14 protein-coding genes and 1 pseudogene are annotated in these 21,141 nt (G+C 44.7%); 12 read left to right on the forward strand and 3 right to left on the reverse strand.

The window, feature by feature from the left end; all coding sequences use genetic code 11:
* Positions 1-46: 46 nt before the first annotated feature.
* Positions 47-1,240, reverse strand: coding sequence for an aspartate aminotransferase family protein (locus tag J6I44_RS07095; RefSeq protein WP_265765343.1), 1,194 nt, complete (start codon positions 1,238-1,240; stop codon positions 47-49).
* Between the two features lie 1,016 nt (positions 1,241-2,256).
* Positions 2,257-4,428 carry a Tex family protein gene (locus tag J6I44_RS07100; protein ID WP_265765344.1) on the reverse strand — a complete coding sequence of 724 codons (2,172 nt, stop codon included), beginning with the start codon at positions 4,426-4,428 and terminating at the stop codon, positions 2,257-2,259.
* A 273-nt stretch (positions 4,429-4,701) separates the two neighbouring features.
* Between J6I44_RS07100 and hisN the strand changes: the two genes are divergently transcribed.
* Positions 4,702-5,472 (forward strand): histidinol-phosphatase, encoded by a 771-nt coding sequence (gene hisN, locus J6I44_RS07105; RefSeq protein WP_265765345.1) that lies wholly within the window; start codon positions 4,702-4,704, stop codon positions 5,470-5,472.
* 390 nt (positions 5,473-5,862) lie between these two features.
* Here hisN and J6I44_RS07110 read toward each other — a convergent pair whose 3' ends face one another.
* Positions 5,863-6,876 (reverse strand): alcohol dehydrogenase, encoded by a 1,014-nt coding sequence (locus J6I44_RS07110; protein ID WP_265765346.1) that lies wholly within the window; start codon positions 6,874-6,876, stop codon positions 5,863-5,865.
* A 165-nt stretch (positions 6,877-7,041) separates the two neighbouring features.
* On the opposite strand from J6I44_RS07110, the gene J6I44_RS07115 reads away from it, so the two are divergent.
* The 11 genes and pseudogenes from J6I44_RS07115 to J6I44_RS20825 all read left to right on the forward strand — a co-directional run bounded on the left by J6I44_RS07115 (position 7,042) and on the right by J6I44_RS20825 (position 21,100).
* Positions 7,042-9,414, forward strand: a complete 2,373-nt coding sequence (locus J6I44_RS07115; protein WP_265765347.1) for a hypothetical protein — start codon at positions 7,042-7,044, stop codon at positions 9,412-9,414.
* A 43-nt stretch (positions 9,415-9,457) separates the two neighbouring features.
* Positions 9,458-10,228, forward strand: a complete 771-nt coding sequence (locus J6I44_RS07120; RefSeq protein WP_265765348.1) for an SDR family NAD(P)-dependent oxidoreductase — start codon at positions 9,458-9,460, stop codon at positions 10,226-10,228.
* Between the two features lie 348 nt (positions 10,229-10,576).
* Complete coding sequence (locus tag J6I44_RS07125; RefSeq protein ID WP_265765349.1) at positions 10,577-11,173, forward strand: RNA polymerase sigma factor; 597 nt, start codon at positions 10,577-10,579, stop codon at positions 11,171-11,173.
* 182 nt (positions 11,174-11,355) lie between these two features.
* Complete coding sequence (locus J6I44_RS20810; protein WP_265765350.1) at positions 11,356-12,405, forward strand: FecR family protein; 1,050 nt, start codon at positions 11,356-11,358, stop codon at positions 12,403-12,405.
* A gap of 73 nt (positions 12,406-12,478) precedes the next feature.
* Positions 12,479-15,781: a SusC/RagA family TonB-linked outer membrane protein gene (locus J6I44_RS07135; RefSeq protein ID WP_265765351.1), complete on the forward strand. Its 3,303-nt coding sequence runs from the start codon at positions 12,479-12,481 to the stop codon at positions 15,779-15,781.
* A gap of 19 nt (positions 15,782-15,800) precedes the next feature.
* Positions 15,801-17,378 carry a RagB/SusD family nutrient uptake outer membrane protein gene (locus J6I44_RS07140; protein ID WP_265765352.1) on the forward strand — a complete coding sequence of 526 codons (1,578 nt, stop codon included), beginning with the start codon at positions 15,801-15,803 and terminating at the stop codon, positions 17,376-17,378.
* A gap of 29 nt (positions 17,379-17,407) precedes the next feature.
* A complete protein-coding gene (locus tag J6I44_RS07145) occupies positions 17,408-18,712 on the forward strand; it encodes a sulfatase-like hydrolase/transferase (protein WP_265765353.1) in 1,305 nt (434 codons plus the stop codon).
* Entirely contained in the window at positions 18,600-18,968 is a 369-nt protein-coding gene (locus J6I44_RS20815) for a sulfatase/phosphatase domain-containing protein (RefSeq protein WP_350356679.1), read from the forward strand. Before J6I44_RS07145 ends, J6I44_RS20815 begins: the two co-directional genes overlap by 113 nt.
* A 123-nt stretch (positions 18,969-19,091) precedes the next feature.
* A complete protein-coding gene (locus J6I44_RS07155) occupies positions 19,092-20,513 on the forward strand; it encodes a sulfatase (RefSeq protein ID WP_265765356.1) in 1,422 nt (473 codons plus the stop codon).
* 149 nt (positions 20,514-20,662) lie between these two features.
* Positions 20,663-20,968: pseudogene (locus tag J6I44_RS20820) on the forward strand (sulfatase-like hydrolase/transferase); the annotation flags it as partial.
* A gap of 9 nt (positions 20,969-20,977) precedes the next feature.
* Positions 20,978-21,100: a RagB/SusD family nutrient uptake outer membrane protein gene (locus J6I44_RS20825; protein WP_350356683.1), complete on the forward strand. Its 123-nt coding sequence runs from the start codon at positions 20,978-20,980 to the stop codon at positions 21,098-21,100.
* Positions 21,101-21,141: the final 41 nt, after the last annotated feature.

Consider the following 21,141-nt stretch of genomic DNA (forward strand, 5'->3'; position numbering starts at 1 on the left):
AATGACAAAGATTTAATTAGGTTTAGCTATCATAACTGTAAAAGAATCAATTTGTTGTCTTTGACGGGGCCGTTTTTTTGATGGATGAAACCAAGACCTCAGCTGCTTGCTCTAATTCTTTATGGCTGATAACAAGGGGAGGAACCAAGCGGATGACATTGCCACTTGTGCAATTAGACAGCACGCTTTGCTTCATCATTTCTTCGACGACAGGGCGGCCTTCAAAGCTTAACTCCACGCCAATCATCAACCCCTTGCCGCGGATGTCAGAAACACAGGAGAGATCTTCGGTTAGCTCCGTTAGCAACTCCACAAAGAAAGCACCTTTTTGGGCCGCGGCCTGTACTAATTTTTCATCTTTGATCACATTAATAGCGGTGTGAGATGTAGCGCAAGCCAGCGGATTTCCACCATAGGTGCTACCGTGAGCACCGAACTCCATAGCGTCCGCAACATGAGGCTGGCAGAGCATTCCGCCAATGGGAAATCCACCACCCATGGCCTTGGCAATAGCTATGATATCGGGCTCAATATCATAGTGCTCAAAGCTAAACATCTTACCGGTTCGGCCCATGCCGGTCTGTACTTCATCAACAATAAATAGCGCCTTATGCTTCTCGCAAAGCTGCTGAATTTCTTGCATATATTCTTCAGAAGCGACCTGAAGTCCGCCTGATCCTTGTACCGTTTCGAGTACAATACCAAGCGTTTGGTCGGTAAAAACCGATTTTAGAGCGTCAATATCGTTAAAAGGAACCTCAGAGAAGCCGTTTAAGAGCGGATCGTAGTTCTTGGCATACTTTGGCATGCCCATAGATATTGTAGCCATTGTACGGCCGTGAAATGCGTTACTGACCGTAATTAAGGGTCCATTTTTCTTATTTTGGACTCCAAATCTCCTTGCAGCCTTCAGGCAAGCCTCCATAGCTTCGGCACCACTGTTGCAAAGAAAGCCGTGGCTCATCCCGGAAATATCGGAGAGTAACTGCAGTAATTGGGCCTGCGGTTTACTGTAATAAAAGTTGGAAATATGCATCAATTCCCGGGACTGTTTTTGGATGGTTTCAACCACCTTTGGATGGCAATGTCCCAGGCTGTTTACCGCGATGCCTGCAAGCACATCCAGGTACTCATTTCCTGCTTCATCCCACACCTTTGACCCCCTACCTTTGACCAGGGTAATGGGGTAACGATTGTAGACTGGGAGATGATATTTTTCAGTGATCTGTTGGGCGTCCATGAGAGCAATCTTGGAGGTTTAAAATAAGTGGGTAGAAGACTCTGTAAAGTTAAAGAAAAAGCCATGCCGGGGTCCCCTAAAAACATCCCCAATCTAATGGGTTGTTGAGAGCCTTCAACTATTAAAATATGGCGCGGGTAATTTTACAAAGTACCTCTGGACCATTCTAATTCTATGCTGTCAATAGTAACAAAAAAAAGTAGCTATTATGCAATTCAAATTGTAGGAGGGGAGTCCTCATTGAGAAGGGAAAACATTGTGGCTAACATTATTGAGAGAAGGGAGAGAGAAAGAAGTGGGGCTTTCCTATGATCAAAAATTTATGAAAAGTGCAAAAATAAAGGAGGCTGACATTTTAGCATGCTAATCTATTCGAATTGAGAATAAAGTGTTTCGGTGATGAAGTAATTCATTGATAAGCAGGCAGTTATGTGGGTTAAATAAGAAGATAGAATTCAAAAGGCCTCTGAGGGCGAAAGAAGCCACTTTCGCTATTTGTCAATAGATAATTTAAAAGAATAAATAATCATGTAATAAACTGATATGCAGTAAGTTGCAGTCATTATATAATAATTAATTTAAGTATATGGATTTGTCCTGCATGTGCGGGGCCTAAATTATTTAGGTGAAAAATAAAAGGGAATTGGAAGTGGGGCGATAAGGAGGTTGTGTAATAATTGTAAGTATATGATTATAAATAAGTTACAAATAGATATGTTTTGGTATTTTAAGCAAAAAAAGAGTAGTAGAGATGACCTAAATTATTTAAGTTTTTGCCAGTTATCAGGATTTAAGACAATTGTTCATAACTTTTTTTAGTATACTAATACGCTGTGCCCCATATGTTTAAAGTTATTATATTAACTATTTTTTAAATAAGGAGAGCTATATGTAAGCCTATTGTCCGAAATTAGTGGACAAATTGTATAAAAAAAGCCGCTGACACATTTGCATCAGCGGCTCAAAAAAGCGAGGTGAGAAATCTAAATAAAGTAAATTATCGACAAGGTATTTCCTTACTTGATGGACAATCCGATGCGGCCACGTTCCAGATCCAGCGAGACAATTTCGACATTAATGATATCTCCAACGGCAACGATGTCGTGCGGATCTTCGACCTTGCGATTAGCCATATTTGAGATATGTAACAGTCCATCCTGCTTCACTCCGATGTCTACAAAAGCGCCGAAGTCAACGACATTTCGAACGGTGCCTTCGAGGGTCTGTCCGGTGCTCAAATCTTCCATCTTCATGACGTCTTCCCGGAGCACTGGTTTGGGTAAAGATTCCCGTGGATCACGTCCCGGTTTTTGAAGGTTTTCGATGATCAGTTCGAGGGTGGGAATGCCCACGCCGATCTGTTCGGAAATTTGTGTTTTGTCGATGTTATTTAGCTTCTTTGAAATCGCTTCATGCTGCTCTTTTAAATTTGAAATATCGATGCTAAACAGGTTGCATAATTTCTCTGCTGCCTCATAACTTTCTGGGTGAATGGCGGTATTGTCCAGAGGGTTTGAAGACTCCGGAATTCTCATAAATCCGGCGGCCTGCTGGAAGCGAAATTCTCCCACTCCGCTGATATCTTTTATCTGTTCGCGGGTGGAGAAGGTGCCTTCGGTTTCACGGCGTTTTACGATGTTCTTGGCCACCCGTCGACTGAGTCCGGAAATATGAGAAAGCAGCGGAGCACTGGCAGTGTTCAGATTAATGCCTACTTGGTTCACACAGCTTTCCACAACATCGTCCAGCGACTGTGCCAACTGGTTTTGATTTACGTCGTGTTGGTATAAGCCAACGCCGATAGATTTGGGATCAATCTTAACGAGTTCGGCCAGCGGATCGAGCACCCGGCGCGCAATGGAGATGTTACCACGCTGTGCGGCTTCCAGATCCGGAAATTCTTCAGCGGCCACTTTCGATGCAGAGTAAACCGAAGCCCCCGCTTCATTGACAATCATATAGTTGAGTTCTTCATCTGGATGCTTTTCTTTTCGCTTCTGGATAAAGTTGGCGACAATCTGTTCGGTCTCACGGCTGGCCGTACCATTTCCGATAGCAATAAGGTTGACGTTGTACTTGTCGATGTAGCCTGCAAAAACTTCTTCCGCTTCTGCTACTTTCTTTTGTGGAGGAGTGGGATAGGTCGTGGTTCCCTCCAGGTACTTTCCGGTCTCATCCACTACGGCTACTTTACAGCCGGATTTATAGGCTGGGTCAATGCCCATCACTACTTTGTGATCCAGCGGCGGCTGCATGAGCAAATTGGCAAGGTTAGTGGCAAAGGTCTCAATGGCATGCGCGTCGGCCCGCTCGGTGAGGTTGTTACGCAGCTCGCGCTCCAGTGAGGGGAAGAGCAGTCGTTTGTAGGCATCTTCAACGGCGTCCTGCAGGTGAGGAGTAAAGATGCTCATATCGTTGGTGATGACAATATTATCAATATTTTCCAGCGTCACTTCCTCCCACAGCTCAACGTTCACAAAAAGAACGTTCTCGCGCTCGCCCCGGTTAATGGCCAGGATTTGATAGGGTTTCAGAAATTTGGCTTTGGACGAGAACTCATAATAGTCTTCAAAATTCGTGCGTTCTTCTACAGCCGGATTTTTTTCTGTCTTTACAACCGCATGCTCTTGGAAGATATCGCGGAGCTTTTCCCTTACGTCAACGGATTCATTAATCCACTCGGCGACAATATCGAGGGCGCCGTCCATGGCTTCCTCGGCGGAGGCCACCTCCTGTTCTTCATCCACAAATTTGGCGGCATGCTCCGTGGGATCGCCTTGCTCAATTTCTTGCTCCCAAATAAGCTCCGCTAAAGGTTCAAGCCCTTTCTCCTTGGCCATATCGCCTTTGGTGCGGCGTTTGGGCTTGTAGGGAAGGTATAAGTCTTCGAGGGTATTCAGGTCGCTGCAAGCGGTAATTTGTTCTTTAAGCTCATCGGTAAGCTTGTCCTGTTCATCAATTGTTTTAAGGATCGTCTTTTTACGGTCCTCGAGCGTGCGATGGAATTCCAGTTTATCTCGCACACTCCGGATTTGTTCTTCATCAAGTCCACCGGTAGCCTCCTGACGATAGCGGGCCAGGAAAGGGACGGTAGCCCCGTCATCCAGGAAGTTAGCGACGGAGCTAACCTGCTTGGGCTTGAGGTTAAGTTCATTGGCAATGCTGCTAAAAATCTGTGAATCGGTCATCTTAGAGGTTAGAAGTTGGAGATTAGAAGTTCAAAGTTAAAGGCTTTTTATAGAATCCATTTCACCCTTTCCGATGGAGCTGGATCAGGAACTAATGGAACATAAAATTAAGAAGGTATCTAATGTATTAGCACAAAAGATACTGAAACAAGTTCAGTATGACAGGGTGGGATTGACAGATATTCTTGGAAATTATAAGTAGATTCTGAATTCTTAATTCTGAGTTCTATATTTCGGTAGCTGAAAATAATCACCCTAAGACAATATGTACACATGGAATTTGATTTGGATGCAATTCATACGTCAGCCATCGAAATTGCGAAGAAGGGAGGGCAGCATACGCTCAATTATTTTAACCAGTCGGTGGATGTTGAACGCAAGTCGGATGACTCGCCGGTAACTATTGCCGACCGGGAAGCAGAAACGATCATGCGGGAAGCTATTTCTGAGCAGTTTCCGGACCACGGCATTATTGGAGAAGAGCACGGTCGGAGCAATGAGTCCAGTGATATTCAATGGATTTTAGATCCTATTGATGGTACAAAATCTTTTATCCATGGGGTGCCGCTTTATACGACGCTCATTGGCGTTGTTGTGAATGGTAAGCCCGTTTGTGGCGTCATTTATGCGCCCGCCTTGGAGGAACTTTGTGAGGCTGCTGAAGGAAAAGGAGCCCGCCTTAATGGAACCGCCTGTTCTGTAAGATCATGTGATAGCCTTTCTGAAGCTACATTTTTGAGCACCGATGCCTACACCGCGGTTGAATATAATTACGGAGAGGCATTCGACTCTTTGATCGATAAAACCCGTCTGCACCGTACATGGGGCGATGCTTATGGACACATGATGGTGGCTACAGGTCGTGCCGATATCATGTTTGATCCGATTTTAAGTATCTGGGATGCCGCCCCAATGCAAACAATCATGAGCGAGGCCGGCGGCTTATTTTGCGATACGACTGGAAAAGAAACCATAGAGTCGGGCAATGGGATATCCTGTAGCCACGAGCTTATACCGGAAGTGTTGGAAATATTTGAGAGCTGATTAATTATTTGCATAAGTGATATGCTCCAGATTATTCCGAACTAACTATTTTGGCCAGGTTTATGAGGTGTAGTGTTCATTTTGGCTTGACCCAAAACGAACAAAAAAGTCAAGGCGGTGAATTCCTTGACGGCGCTCAATCGTAGCTAAGCTGCACAATTTCAATGGTCCATCTCGATGAGAGACTTTAGGCACCAAATTGAGCCGGTGTGAAATTGTGCGGCCTCATAGCTACTACTCGCTTTTTCCGTCAATGAATTCGAGGCCAAACGGGTTTCAATTTTATGGTTAATCTATCCTATCCTGCTTCCCCTCCAAAGAAAGGGGAATAGATAAGTATATAAGTATAAAGGTCAAACGTAAGGATCTAAATGTGCTTCATCTGTTTGATTACATCTCAAGGACAACGCGGAAGCGGGCCTCATTGTTGATCATGTGGGCATAGGCTTCATTTGCTTCTTCCAACGGATAGGTCTCAATTTCCGGGGTGACGTCGGTAAGTGCGCTGAAGTTGAGCGTGTCTTCCGAATCTTTGGCGTCGCCACTGGGCCAGCCAGCAATAGACTTGCGTCCCATGATAAGCTGGAAGGGAGTCACTTCTATAGGATCATTGGTGGCTGCAACGACGATCAGTTCTCCATTGCGCCCTAATCCATTAACGACGGAAGAAATAGCCTCACTATTCGGAGCTGTTGCTAAGATTACTTTAGCACCGCCCATTTTTTGGAGTTCTTCAGCGGCATCGTTGGCGTTGGTATCGATGTACTCGTGAGCGCCCAATTTTTGAGCAAGTGCCTTTTTATCCGTTCCCCTGGAAAGAGCTACGACCTCGCATCCAAACTTGTTGGCATACTGTACGCCAAGATGACCTAAACCGCCGATGCCCTGCACGGCTACGATATCACCCGGCTCAAGATTGCTGTTTCGCAGGGCATTGAAAGTGGTGATGCCAGCACACAGCAAAGGCGCTGCTTCTGCGGAGTCGAGCGAATCGGGAATAGCGGCAAGGGCGCTTTCGGGAGCCGCCAGGTATTCTGCATAGCCGCCGTCAAAATGGAGACCGGTTATTTTGCCGTTTTCACAATTGATGAAATCTCCCTTGCGACAGGCTTCACATTTGTAACAATGTCCACCATGCCAGCCAACGCCCACGCGCTGACCTTTTTCCCAATGGTCCACCGATGTACCCAGCTTCTTGATGGTGCCAATAACTTCATGTCCGGGCGTACGCGGATATTCAATGCCGGGCATCAATCCATCTTTTACAATGGCATCACTATGGCAGATACCACAAGCCTGTACTTTAATTAGAACCTCATTATCTGCGGGGGAGGGTATCTCTGTTTCAGTAAGTGTAAAGTCGCTACCTGCTTCAGGTACTTGCATTGCTTTCATTGTACTCATATCTCTCAAAATTTTTTAAATTTACATTCTGTTTCTCTTAACACTAATCAGGTGCTAATCATTTGGGAGAAAAGGAACAAATTGGGGGATGATTTGTAAAAATTAATGCGATATTATACGACGTGCTATAATCCTACGTTTAGAGTACAAGAAGTCATTTTCGTAATGAAAACATTACCAAGCCCAATGGTTCAATCAGTACAGCGAAGTATTTTGTTTTTCCTTTTCCTGGGAGCCTTTATTTTTCAATTCGATTTTCTTCACGCACAATCATTCGATCATACTCCACATCCCAGGCTCGATTTTGATTTTACCGAGCTAAATCTGCAGTTGGGTTTACAGCCCCAAAATCTACAAATCGACGGAGCTGCTACCTATCAAATAAAAGCAAATATTGACGAAGCGGATACCGTTATTTTGCAGGCCGCCCGGCTGGATATCAGTTCGGCATCCATCGATGGAAATGAAGCAGATTTTTCGCTGCAAAACGATTCTCTTTTCATTCCACTGAGTGAGCCGGCAAAAGAAGGAGAAACGTTTGAACTACGTATCCGGTATAGTGCTGCGCCCAAGTTTGGGTTGTTAAAAAATAAAAATAATATGGTATGGAGTTCTCAGCTTCCACGGTCGCAGCGCCATTGGGTTCCCATTGTAGATAATCCCCATGTTACCTTTCAAACAGAGCTCAATATCTCTGTCCCCTCTGAATACAATGTTATAGCTACCGGAAGCAAGGTAGGAGAAGAGCCGGTCAATGAAAGCGTCATAACTTATCGGTTTTCATCCACAAAAGAGATCCCTGCTTCAACTTTGGCCTTGGCGGTTGGACAATTCACTAATGAAACGACCACCTATGGAATTAAAAAGATTAATGTGGCCGTTGAACAAGGGCTGTCTGATTCTGTTGACAGCCAGCAATTATTGAGAAATGCCTATGATTGGCTGGAAACAGTAGAGCGTAATATGCAGTCGGAATTTCCTTATGAATGGCTAAATATTATTGTTACAGCAGATCATAACTGGGAGACAAAGTCATGGGGGGCTTCTACGGTATTTTTATACCAGAATAGGGGTGACTTACAGCATCAGTTGTTACGGGGAATTATTGCCCAGTGGATTGGTACAAAGCAGCGGGCTGGCCAGTGGAAAGAGGGCGCTGGAATTACGCTATACCAGACCTTGGTTCAACAGAGTATAAACGATTCAATTCCTTATCTAAAGGTGGAAGATCAGCCTGCATTAGTCGAGGATGGTTTGTATGCACAGTATGGTCCTAAAAATTGGAATGGCTGGCAGGATCGGTGGGTAAAATGGAAAGGGCAATCGTGGGGAGGTGTTATTTCTCAGTCGCATCCGGCATTACTTCAACAACTGTTACCGGTTGTCAGCTGGAATGACTATGCCAATTACTGGTATCAAAAGAGCGGTCAACCTATGTTTGAAGCTCCCGGAATGAAACCTCGAAATGTTTCTGATACTTCTGCAACAGCTCCGGAAGCAGCTGCAGACTCTGTAGTCTATCGTGTAATCTACCAGCCCAATCAGACGGGAGATGCTGTGGTGCTCAACTTTGAAGCTGTTGAAGGTGGATACGATGAGCTCGTGACGCTTTCTGCTACAGAAGTGTACGACGGGGGACAAACGGAGTCGGATGAGGCTACCTTCACCGGCATCAATGATAGTATAACACTGGCCGTATCCCCAGGGTTGCGGACTCTTCAATTGCAAGTGCCGGATGATCTGAATTTGAAGCTTTTAGAACAAAAGCCGGTCTCTTTCTTGCTTTATGAGCTGCGTAATGCACAAACAGTGGAACAAAGAGCACAAGCAGCACATGGACTTGGTAGCCACGCTGATAATCCAGATTTACAGTTAGCTGTAATGGATGCCTTGGACAGTGATATTGAGCCACGGGTGCGAGCCGGATTGCTGTCATCATTGGCTGATATCACCGCAGGTGCCGCAGGTACAGAGCAGGTTTTCATGGATGCCCTGCAGAGTAATCATCCAGTGGTGCAAAAAGCCGGCTTAAAGGCCTTACAGCGTTATCCAGAGAACCAGGAAAGTCTGGATAGGATAAAACAGATTACTATGAATACGGACCAAACTTCTATTTTTAAGGAGGGATTAACCAGCTTGTCAGAGTTAATATCTACCGAAGAACTAAATACTTTTATTGGAGCCATTACCCAGCAGGATTCCGTCGGCGAACGTTCATTATTAGCCATTCAGCATGTGGCTAAGCGAGGTCAAACCGAGAATATCGTTGACCAAGTAGCACCTTTTTTGGATAGTGAATATCCTTATTCTATTCGTAAGATAGCTTTGAACATTCTTATTGATTATGATACGTCAGCTGAAAGCTGGTTAATACGTGGACAGGAATCATTGACGAATGCAGCCGATCCTCGTATTCGTTACTGGGTGGTTCAGGGACTTCTGAAAAATAAAAATGCAAGTATACACTCCTTTCTGGAGGAATACGCTGCGGACGAGTATGATGAACGAGTATATCGCGCTATAACAGAGGGCCTGTAGTGATTTGTCACATGCCACTATTTAATTAAAATCGGGAAAATCCATGTCTTTTAAAGGGAAAACGATTGTTATAACAGGCGGAGCTAAAGGGATTGGGGCCGGTTGTGCGGAGGTATTTCACCGTCAAAAAGGGAATGTTGTAATTATTGATATTGATGAGACGGCCGGGCAGCAATTTTGTAACCAACTGGGCGATCGGGCGTTATTTATTCACTGCAATATTTCCAGCGAAAAAGAGGTTCAAAAAGCAATGGAACTAGCTGTTGAGGAGTTTGGCCGCCTGGATGTCTTGGTCAATAATGCGGGAATTATACGGTATTCAAAAGTGACTGAAACCTCTGTAGAGGAGTGGGATAACGTCCTGAATGTTAACCTGAAAGGAGCTTTTCTGTGTGCCAAGCATGCGATTCCATCCATGTTGAAAAATGGCGGGGGCGTGGTCATCAATATGTCCAGCGTACAGGCCTTTGTCACCCAGGAAAAAGTTGCACCCTATGTCACTTCTAAATCGGCCTTAATTGGTTTGACGCGAAGTATCGCCGTTGATTATGCTCCACAAGTTCGCAGCGTTGCAATCTGTCCGGGTGGGGTAGACACGCCCATGAATGAAGAGGCTTTTCAACAGTCGCCCGATCCGGATGAAGTTCGTCAGGAAACCATCAACCTTCATTTGGTAGATCGTATGGCCCGGCCTCAGGAAATTGGCGAGTTTGTAGCTTTTGTTGCCAGTGAAAAAGGATCATTCATCAATGGGCAGCCCCTGCGTATAGATGGTGGTTTGGGTATCAAAATTGGGGGGAGTAAAAAAGAGTAAGGTTGAAAGCTCTATTTGTTTTTGGGATTCAAAATATGAGTGCCAAAGAGAGGCTGATTTACGATTTCTTTATAGTTAGTTAATACAGGACCACATCTATTTCTTTATTTTACCTCCTAGTAATTAACTCCTAGTAATTAAACTGTGTGTTTAATTACTAGGAGGTTTTGCAAAGCCTCCTTACTACTAATAACTATGAAGTTGTTATGCCCTTATTCGAAATAAATCGAAAAGTATTTATCACATGAGTAAAGGTTTAAAAATAAATTTGATTTATTAGTAATAAAAACAAACATTAGAAATTGTAAAAAGAAAGGTTGGTGTTCAGTCCTATAGAGTTAGGGTCTTATGTTATTTGCCCAATTTAAAACAGCTACTAATACAAAGAAGGATGACCAAGAACTATGGTCAGCTTTAAGGAAGGGAAATCGTAAAGCACTATCGAAACTCTTCCAGCTTCATCATAAGCACCTGTATAACTACGGGCTTAAAATTGTTTCGAGCGAGCAAGTTGTTAATGGGGTCATCCAGGAGTTGTTTCTGAATTTATGGGATAAACACCAGCATTTGTCAACTGCTTATTCAGTTAAGGCCTATCTTTTATCCTCATTTCGAAGATTGATTTTCAAGCAAATTCAAAAAGAAAAGAATAGGGCAAAACGTAACAGAAAGTATATAGAAAGGGAAGAAGAGCTCACATTCTCAGTAGAAAATACGTTAATTCGAGAAGAAGTTGCCCAGGAAAAGAGAAGGCAACTACATGAAGCATTTCAGACGCTTACGGCGCGTCAGAAGGAAGCTATTTTTCTGAAGTTCTATCATGGACTAACAAATAGAGAGCTGGTCGAAGTGATGGATATAAATTATCAATGCGTACGAAACCTTCTTTATAAAGCACTTGAGCGGCTTCGTAGCCACATTGAGACCATTTCTTATCAGGATTAAGAAATATTTTAATTCGTTGCATTCGCTGTATACCTCCCCTCCTCAATTTTTTTCAAAAAAACTTCATTACAGACTTGTTATGGCTCTCTCTTAACAAGTGAATACCCCATTTGGTATTTCTTTGAGACAGTAACTTGGTCTCAAATATCCATTTTATTTTTACTAAAAAGATTCGAGGAATCGTGTCAAAGCACAACGATCAAATTGCAGAATTACTCACTGACGATTCATTTGTACGGTGGATCAATGGTGATGCTAACACCTTGGAACAGCGAAAATGGAATCGCTGGCTGGAAGAAGATCCCGCAAATATTGCTGTTGTAAGACAAGCCAAGAAACTTAATGAGTTGTTATGGTTTGAAGAAGAACAGCCCAATACCCAAAAAGAGTTAAAGAGGTTAGAGTCTGCTCTGATTGAGGAACGAACTCTACCATCTGAGGGAATCAATCGGGGAGGTATGGGAATGGCCCTTTGGACAAAGGTTGCGGCAGCTATTGTCCTACTGATAACAGTAGTTGGGGTGATCCGGTATGCTCATTGGGGCCCCAAGGAACCAGAAGCAACAGAACAACCGATAATGGCAACTACCCAGACGGGGTATGGAGAAGTAAAGAGAGTGACATTTTTTGACGGATCAAAGATAATACTCAATGCTAATTCAAAGCTGACGTATCCGAAGACTCACCAGGGGGGGGATATGCAGGTAGAACTTCAAGGTGAGGCTTACTTTAATATTGCTCACAAGAGCGGACAAGAGCAACGTTTATTTTCAGTTCTTACTGCTGAAGGAAAAGTGGCAGTTTTGGGGACAAAATTTAATGTAAATACCCATTCAGAGGGCACAGAGGTAGTTCTGGAAGAAGGTAAAGTGAAAGTACAGAAAACCAATCCTAAAGACAGGGCAAATAAACCATACATAATGAGTCCTGGAGAGCTCGCTATGTTGTTCTCCAATAAAAGCAATATCAAAATTCAGAATGTAGATAGTGAACTCTACACCTCTTGGAAAAACTTTGAACTTAAATTTAAGAATACGCCGTTGCACCGTATTGCAGATCGAATAGAGGAGATATATGGCGTTGAAGTAGAGTTTAGCAATAAATCATTAAGAGAAATAGAATTTTCGGGTTCAGCTCCAAACAAAAACTTTGAGGTACTACTTGAAGGGCTCCGCACATTGCTAAAGATCCCAGTCACTTATGAGGGGAATACGATAATATTTGGAAGTTGAACTATGAGGATAATCAGATTTAATATCTACCAACTTAATTAAAACCAACGATAACTTTAACAGGAGTAATAATATGATGAAACAAAAATGGCTACTGTTTATGCTGCTGGTAATTGGTATCCCCTTGCTGGCAAATGCCCAGGGTTCAGATTCCCAAACAGCATTACTTATCCACAAAGAGGAATCGAAAACAGGACAACTTACATCACTTGGCAATGAACTTCGGCGGCTGGAAACGTCCTACGAAGTAAATATATTTTATAAGAGTAAGGAGGTTCAAGGCAAGCAAGTAATGGCGTCCGCAGGTAGTCAAGAGGGACTGGAGGCAAGTCTTTCTCTCTTGCTTGAACCGCTGAATATGCAATACAGGAAGTTAACACCTAAAAGCTATGTGGTTTTTGAAAAAGAGAAAGAGATTATAAAGCAGGAAACGGTCGAAGGAACGGTGACCGACCAGACGGGAGAAACGCTGCCCGGGGTGAATGTGCTTGTCAAGGGAACAACAAGCGGGACTTCTACCGATGTACGGGGGACTTTCGAATTGAGTGTGCCTTCCCTGCAGGATACCCTGGTGTTTTCTTTTATTGGGTATCAGACGCAAGAGGTACCTATTGCCGGGCGAACGACTATTGATGTGGCATTGCAGCCACAGGCCATTACCGGTGAAGAGGTTGTGGTAGTAGGTTATGGCCGACAAGAAAAAGTTAGTGTTACCAATGCAGTTTCCTCTGTTTCTTCTGAAGATGTCAGTCGCCGACCAGTAGCAGATGCTCAGCAATCGTTACAGGGACTCTCCTCGGGAGTGACAGTACGCGATCAAGGTGGAAGCCCCGGAGACAAAAATATAAGTATCCGAATACGAGGGGTTACAACTTTAAGTAATAATGATCCGCTGGTCATTGTCGATGGCATCGAGCAAAGGTTCAGTGACGTCAACCCGGATGATATCGAAAGCATTAGTGTGCTTAAGGATGCATCCTCAACGGCCATATACGGTTCCCGTGCAGCCAACGGAGTTGTGTTGATTACTACTAAAAGAGCTTCAAGCTCTGAAGTGAATGTTGACTACAAAGGATATTATGCTATCCAGGATGCCATTAACAGACCTGAACATATCGGGTTGGAAGAGTATTTCCGGTTAGAAAATGTGGCCTATCAGAATGCCGGCCGCGAGGTTCCGTATTCCGAAGCGTATATCCAGGAATATGTACAGAATGCTCCCAGCCCGGAGTATCCCCTTCCTTTCCCATGGTTCCGCAGAGACGACCTGGGGATATTGGAGCTTGCTCCTCAACAAAACCATACCTTAGCAGTAAGCGGCGGCGGAGAAGATATTAAAGCGCGCATGAGCGTCAGGTATCAGGATGTTGGCGGGATTGTTCCAAACTTCAGTGATGAAACAAAAGAATTCAGGTTAAATACTGATTATACTCCGTCAGAACAGTTAAAGGTTAGTGCAGATCTCAACTATAGAAGTGGTGAGACTCATGAACCCGGCGATGGAGAATTTAAAGTATTTAACTATATGCTCCATGCGACCAAGTTCTCATGGCCCAAGTATGAAAGCGGTGAATATGGATTGGGTCCGCAAGTTAATAATCCGCTGCTTTTCGCTGAACAAACGGGAGATTTTCGCTATCAGAATGATTATCTCATAGGAAACATCAAAGGTGAGTACGAATTTTTACCTAACCTGACTTTTTCAACAAGATATGCCTTGCGTTATTCAAGCACGCAGCAAAAGCGGTACTGGGCTCGTTACTCCAATCGTGATCCACTTACAGATCGTTTTACGCAGCGTCAAACTAATTATCTGCAAGAGTATCGATCATACTTAAGAGAATATACCTTGAACAGCCTGTTAGAATATACTAACGACTTCGGTAAACATGGAGTCACAGCCCTGGCAGGATATTCTACCGTTGATAACAGACGAAATAGACTGACTGCTTCTCGTCAGGATTTTTACAACAACCAAGTACGATCATTAAACCAGGGGTCGGAAGAAAATAAAGGAGCAACGGGAAGAGATTTCGATTACGGTCTCCGCTCATTTTTTAGCCGGTTTAACTATAATTATGCCGGTAAATACTTGGTAGAACTTAATGCCCGGTATGATGGCTCCTCGCGGTTTAGCAAGGATAACCGGTATAGTTTCTTTCCCTCATTCTCATTAGGATGGAGGCTCTCGCAAGAATCTTTCTGGGATCAGCTGAAACCGTATGTCAATGAATTCAAATTAAGAGGCTCGTACGGGGCAACAGGAAACCAGGCAGTAGATCTTTATACCTATTATCAGACACTTGCGGCGGTAAATTATACGTTTGATGGAGAACCCGTTGCCGGTTACGCCCAAAGTCGATTGGCCAACCAAAACTTGACGTGGGAAACCACAACCCAAACAAATATTGGGTTTGATATGGAAATGATGGACAGCAGGTTAGGTCTTTCCGTGGATTATTATAAAAAGGTAACGGATGATATTTTGTTAGGATTGCCTATCCCAAGATTGATTGGTCTGTCGGCTCCGCCACAAAATGCCGGAACGGTTGAAAATGAAGGGTATGAGATTACCATTGATTATAAGGGAGGCAATGAATTTACCTATGATATCGGCTTAAACTTTAGTGATAACAAAAATGAGGTTATCGACTTGGCCGGTACCGGTCCTTATATCAGTGGAAGTTCACCCAACCCCACATTTATCACTAAGGAAGGCATGCCAATAAGCTCCCATTGGGGATATCTGGCTGATGGACTGTTTCAGAGCCAGGAAGAAGCAGACAGCTGGCCTGATATGGCGATGAATTCAAATCCCAAACCCGGAGATGTCAAGTATAGAGACCTAAATAATGATGGGGTGGTTAATACAGAGGATAGAACGGATTTGGGACGAAGTTTCCCCCGTTTCAACTATGGATTAAACATGGGTTTCAACTATAAAAACTTTGAGTTGTTTACCCAATGGCAGGGAGCAGCCGGTCATGAGATTATGATCAGCGGTGGCTTAAACCACCAGGCTACCTATGAGGCGTTTACACATGCTATCTATGCTGACTACTGGACTCCGGAAAATACCGATGCCCGTTTCCCTCGTCCCATTAAAGGTGATACGAAAAACAGGCAGGTTTCAAACCGTACGGTGTACAGTGCCGATTATCTGAAGCTAAAGAATGTGACTCTGACATATAACATTCCTACTCGTTTTACGGAGAAGGTTTCGCTGGATCGGGCTTCAATCTATATCGGTGCCACGGACGTACTCACATTTTCTGAGCTGACTGAATGGGATCTGGATCCCGAAATTCCATCGGGCAGGGCTAACTTTTATCCTCAGGTCCGTACCTACACTGTTGGAGTAAATTTACGTTTCTAAATTTAAAATGAGAGTTATTATGTCGACGTTAAAAACTATTATTGTTTTAATATTTGCCTCTTTTGTAGTAATAGGATGTCAGCCCGATCTGCTGGAAACGATCCCTAATGACAGGATATCCGCAGATATTTTCTGGCAAACGGAAGCTGATGCTGAATTAGCAGCCAATGCATTATATCCGACACTGGATGGGTTGCGAACAGTAACCTATGACGGAATCACCGATATTCTGCATACCAACCGTGCATTTATGGGAAATTATACCATAGAACGGGGACGGGCCACTGCAGACCATGGACGTTTTTTAGGTGAATGGGATGATGCCTATGAAGCCATACGGCGCGCCAACGATTTTATGGATAATATTGATCGCGTGGAAAGTGATAATGCTGATGTGATTAATAGGCTGAAGGGAGAAGTCATGACTATAAGAGCCTATCATTATATCAAGTTGGCTATGCTATATGGGGATGTCCCCCTTATTACCAAAGGTATAGACATAGAGGAAGGCCGAAATGTCACCCGAACGCCTGTTGATGAAGTCTGGAACTTTATTGCTTCAGAATTAGATAAAGCGGCCTCCTTGCTTCCTGTTGATAATGGAAGCCGAATTAGTCAGGGAGTTGCCAATGGGCTTAAAGCCCGGGCCATGTTGTTTGCCGGTCGTTATGCCGAGGCTGCCGTTGCTGCAAAGGATGTTATGGATAGCGGGCAATATGACCTCCATTCTTCATACTTTGAACTATTCCAATATGAAGGAGAAGGCAATAATGAAGTGATATTACAAAGGGAATATGCCAAAGGAACAGATAATCATAATCCATACACAGTATTGGCTCCCTGGAGTCAAATAGGGGGAAGTAACGGAAGTCAATATGTGCCGACGGCTAAGCTGGTGGATCTTTATAAAATGAAAAACGGCATGGCTATTAATGAAGAAGGGAGTGGCTATGATACATCGAATCCATATGAGAATAGAGATCCGCGGTTAAAGTATTCTATTTTTGTTGATGGGGTGCCACTGCCCGGTGGCGGAGTCTATAATTCCACACCCGGCGGAGATGGCTCCGACCCCGTGGGAGAAACCATTTATGCGACCACTACTGGGTTCAACGTAAGAAAGTATGTGGATGAAGAAGATTACACTGATCCAGGTAATTCCGGACTGAACATCAACTTATTGCGCTACGCCGAGGTCTTGCTTACCTATGCGGAGGCCAAAATAGAGCTCAACGAGATCGATCAATCGGTCTATGATGCTATTAATGCCGTAAGACAGCGAGATGATGTATCTATGCCTCCCATCACTTCTGCAGATGCTTCATCCCAGACCGAGATGAGAGCCGTTGTTCGGAAAGAACGAACCATAGAACTTGCTTTCGAGGGACTGCGACTGTTTGATATCCGTCGCTGGAAAATTGCAGAAGACGTCATGCAAGGAGATCCTCGTGGGACATACTATGTTGAAAATGACGAGGTAAAACAGGTAGAAGTAGCTGGTATTGACCGGCTTTTTGATCCGGCAAAAGATTATTTATGGCCCATACCTGAGCGGGAAAGGGAGCTCACCAGCCTTTCCCAAAATCCGGGGTGGTAGTTGACGTAAATAATGAAATAATAACTAATATGTCCGCTATTTCCCTGCCCGGCACACTGTTACTGCTATTCTTGGCGGTTTCGTGTGCCGGGCATTTTAAAAGTGATACCCAAGAAAAGCAGACAAGCAGCCCGAATATTATCTATGTGTTAGCTGATGATTTGGGCTATGGTGAGCTCGGTGCGTACGGGCAGCAAAAAATTGAAACACCTAATATTGATAAACTGGCTCGAAATGGGATGCTTTTCACCCAGCATTATGCCGGGTCTCCTGTCTGTGCACCCTCTCGCTATATGCTGATGACCGGCAAGCATCCGGGCCACGCCTACATTCGAAGCAACAGGCCCAGGCATACCCCCCGACGAACCTGGGATTTTCAAGCAATTCGTGCAAATCCCGAGCTCGAAGGGCAGATAGCTATTCCTGACTCCACCATCACGGTGGGAGAAAAGCTCCAGGATGCCGGCTATCACACAGCCATAATAGGGAAATGGGGGCTGGGCGGTCCCCGTAGCTCGGGGCACCCGAATGATCAGGGGTTCGACTTTTTTTATGGGTACCTGGGGCAGGCCATGGCGCATACCTATTTTCCCATCTATCTTTGGAAAAACAAGGAACGCATGTTCCTGGATAACGAGCCGGTAAATCCCCACACGCAGCTCCCGGACAGCCTGGATCCTGATGATCCGACAAATTATGAGCGCTTCCAGGAGCAGCCTGATTATGCTCCTACCCTGATGCTGGAGGAAGCTCTTGGATTCATCGAACAAAACCAGAAGAATCCTTTTTTCCTGTACTATGCCTCGCCGCTGCCGCATGTATCTTTACAAGCTCCGAGGCAGTGGGTTGATCATTACCAGAATAAGTTCGGGGAGGAAGACCCTTATACCGGCGATGAAGGCTATACGCCCAACCGCTATCCCCGGGCTACCTATGCGGCGATGATTTCCTATCTGGATGAACAAGTGGGAGCTTTGGTCAAAAAGCTGAAAGAGACCGGGCAATATGAACAGACTCTCATTGTCTTTACCAGTGATAATGGTCCGACATATAACGGGGGGACTGATGCCGGTTTCTTTAACAGTGCCGGCAAGTTTAAGGAGAGCTATGGATGGGGAAAAGGCTTTTTGCACGAAGGGGGAATACGGGTACCGATGATCGCCAGCTGGCCAGGGGTCATTCTGCCGGGCAGTAAAACTGATCATCTCTCGGCATTTTGGGATGTGTTCCCCAACATTAACGGATGTTGCCGGTACGGAAGCCCCCAAGGGGATAGATGGAATAAGTTTTGCCCCCACCTTAAGAAATCAACCATCGCAACAGCAGACCCATGACTACCTCTACTGGGAATTTCCTGCCTACGGGGGACAGCAAGCAGTTCGAATGGGCAAGTGGAAAGGCATTCGTAAGAATATCCAAAAAGAAAAGAACCTGGATATCGCGCTCTATAATTTGGAAGTAGACAAGGGGGAGACCCATGATGTAGCCGGGGAATATCCGGATGTGGCCGATAAAATTCGAAATATTATGCAAAGCGCCCGCACTGAGTCGACCCATGATGCTTTCAAGATGGAGATCTTGAACAATTGACGACTGATTAAGCGTGTGTAAGATTATGACTACCTATTTTTTAAATCTAATGAATAGACGAAGACAAATTCAATGAATTCGTACAAAAATAAGTCCTGCAAGCACTTTTTAATGTTATCCTTCATGATGCTGTGTTGTTCACTGTTGACATCGGCACAGGAGTTGGAAAAACCCAATGTGTTGTTCATCATTTCGGACGATTTAACCGCTACGGCGGTTTCAGCATATGGCAATAAGCTGGACACCACGCCCAATATTGACCGCCTGGCTTCGGAAGGGGTGCGCTTTAGCCGGGCTTATTCTCAATATCCCGTATGTGGCCCCTCCAGGGCTTCTTTGATGTTTGGTTATTATCCCAATGCAACCACAACCTATGGCTATGTGAGCGGTCGGGAGAATGTGGGCGATCAGCGCCAGTCTTGGTCACAGTTGTTTAAAAATAATGGATATTACACGGCCCGGGTCAGCAAAATTTATCATATGGGTGTGCCCATTGATATTGAGACAGGTTCAAATGGAACGGACGATGCCGCTTCCTGGGTCGAGCGCTTCAATAGTCCGGGTCCGGAGTGGAAGGCAGAAGGGGAGGCCGAATTGGTACAGAATAATCCTTATGGAAACAAATCCCGCCAGGGTGGGAATGTGATGACGATTGTTGAAGCCGAAGGAGGCGAACAGGTTCATTCCGATGGGAAGACGGCCGAGAAAGCTTCGGAGCTAATTCGAAAACACAAGGATGAGCCGTTCTTTTTAGCCGTCGGCCTGGTTCGCCCCCATGTGCCTTTTGTAGCTCCTAAAGAATATTTTAAACCCTACCCGTACGAGCAGGTTGTACTGCCTCCCAACGTACAGAATGACTGGAATGACATTCCGCCCCGGGGTATCAATTATGTGACCAGCGTGAATGCCCGGATGTCGAAGGAACAGGAGAAGAAGGCAGTAGCCGGCTACTATGCTTCGGTTTCGTATATGGATGCACAGGTAGGCAAAGTCTTGCAGACGCTCAAAGAGGAGGGGCTGGAAGATAATACGATTGTCGTTTTTACCTCTGACCACGGCTTCCACCTGGGCGAACACCGTTTTTGGATGAAAGTTAGCCTGCATGAGGAATCCGTGAAGGTCCCCATGATTATCAAGGTACCGGGCAAGGAACCGGCTGTCAGCAACTCGCTGGTAGAGCTTTTGGATCTGTATCCAACGGTAGCAGAATTGGCAGGGCTGGAATATTCCGAGCATCTTCAAGGAAAAAGTTTAATTCCTATATTGGATGATCCGGATAATGACGTGCGCGAGGCGGCATTTTCCATGCATCGATGGAGAGGAAAATTCTCTTATATGCTTCGTTCCGATAAATGGGCTTATATCCAGTATGATGAGAATGCCAGTGCCGGGATGGAGCTGTTCGACATGGAGAACGATGCCAAACAATTCAACAACCTGGCTGATAATCCCCAGTATCAGGATGTGGTGGCCGATTTTCAAAACCGTCTGCAGAAGAAACTGAAGGAGGTAAGGGATAACGATTTGGGGATTCGCTACAAATAGGAATAAATTAGATGTCACCACCCGACTCGTGCTAAAATATGTTCTGTTTTTAAGATAGAGATACTTCGGTCGGGTAAAGAATTATGAGCAGGCTGACTGTCAAACAGCGAAACAAACAATGAATACTTTAATCTAACAATGTGTTTGTTATGAGAAAAGAGAGTGCAAGGGTTTTCCCCTCGTTAATGGTATTAACATTGATTTTTCAGATTTCCTGTGGCCCTTCTGCCCAAAAAGAACAGGCATCCCGGGGGCAACCCAATATTGTGTTCATCATGACCGACGACCACTCCTATCAGACCCTCAGTGCCTATGATGACCGGTTCATCAAGACCCCGAATATCGATCGTATTGCCGAGGATGGGATCAAGTTTGCCAACAGCTTTGTGGGCAATTCTATCTGTGCGCCCAGCCGGGCAACCTTGCTGACCGGCAAGCATTCCCACAAAAACGGACAAAAGGAAATATGGGGGGGGGGACCAACATATGAGTATTCATGGAGAGGTGACCACCTGTATACATGGCCTATTCCCCGGACTGAGATTGAAAGAAACACCAATCTTGAACAAAATCCGGGATGGCAATAAATATGATCCCATATATTGTAGACTGTTCCAAGGGAGAAATT

Source organism: Fodinibius salsisoli (genome assembly GCF_026229185.1).
In the GTDB taxonomy this organism is placed as follows: Bacteria; Bacteroidota; Rhodothermia; order Balneolales; family Balneolaceae; genus Fodinibius; species Fodinibius salsisoli.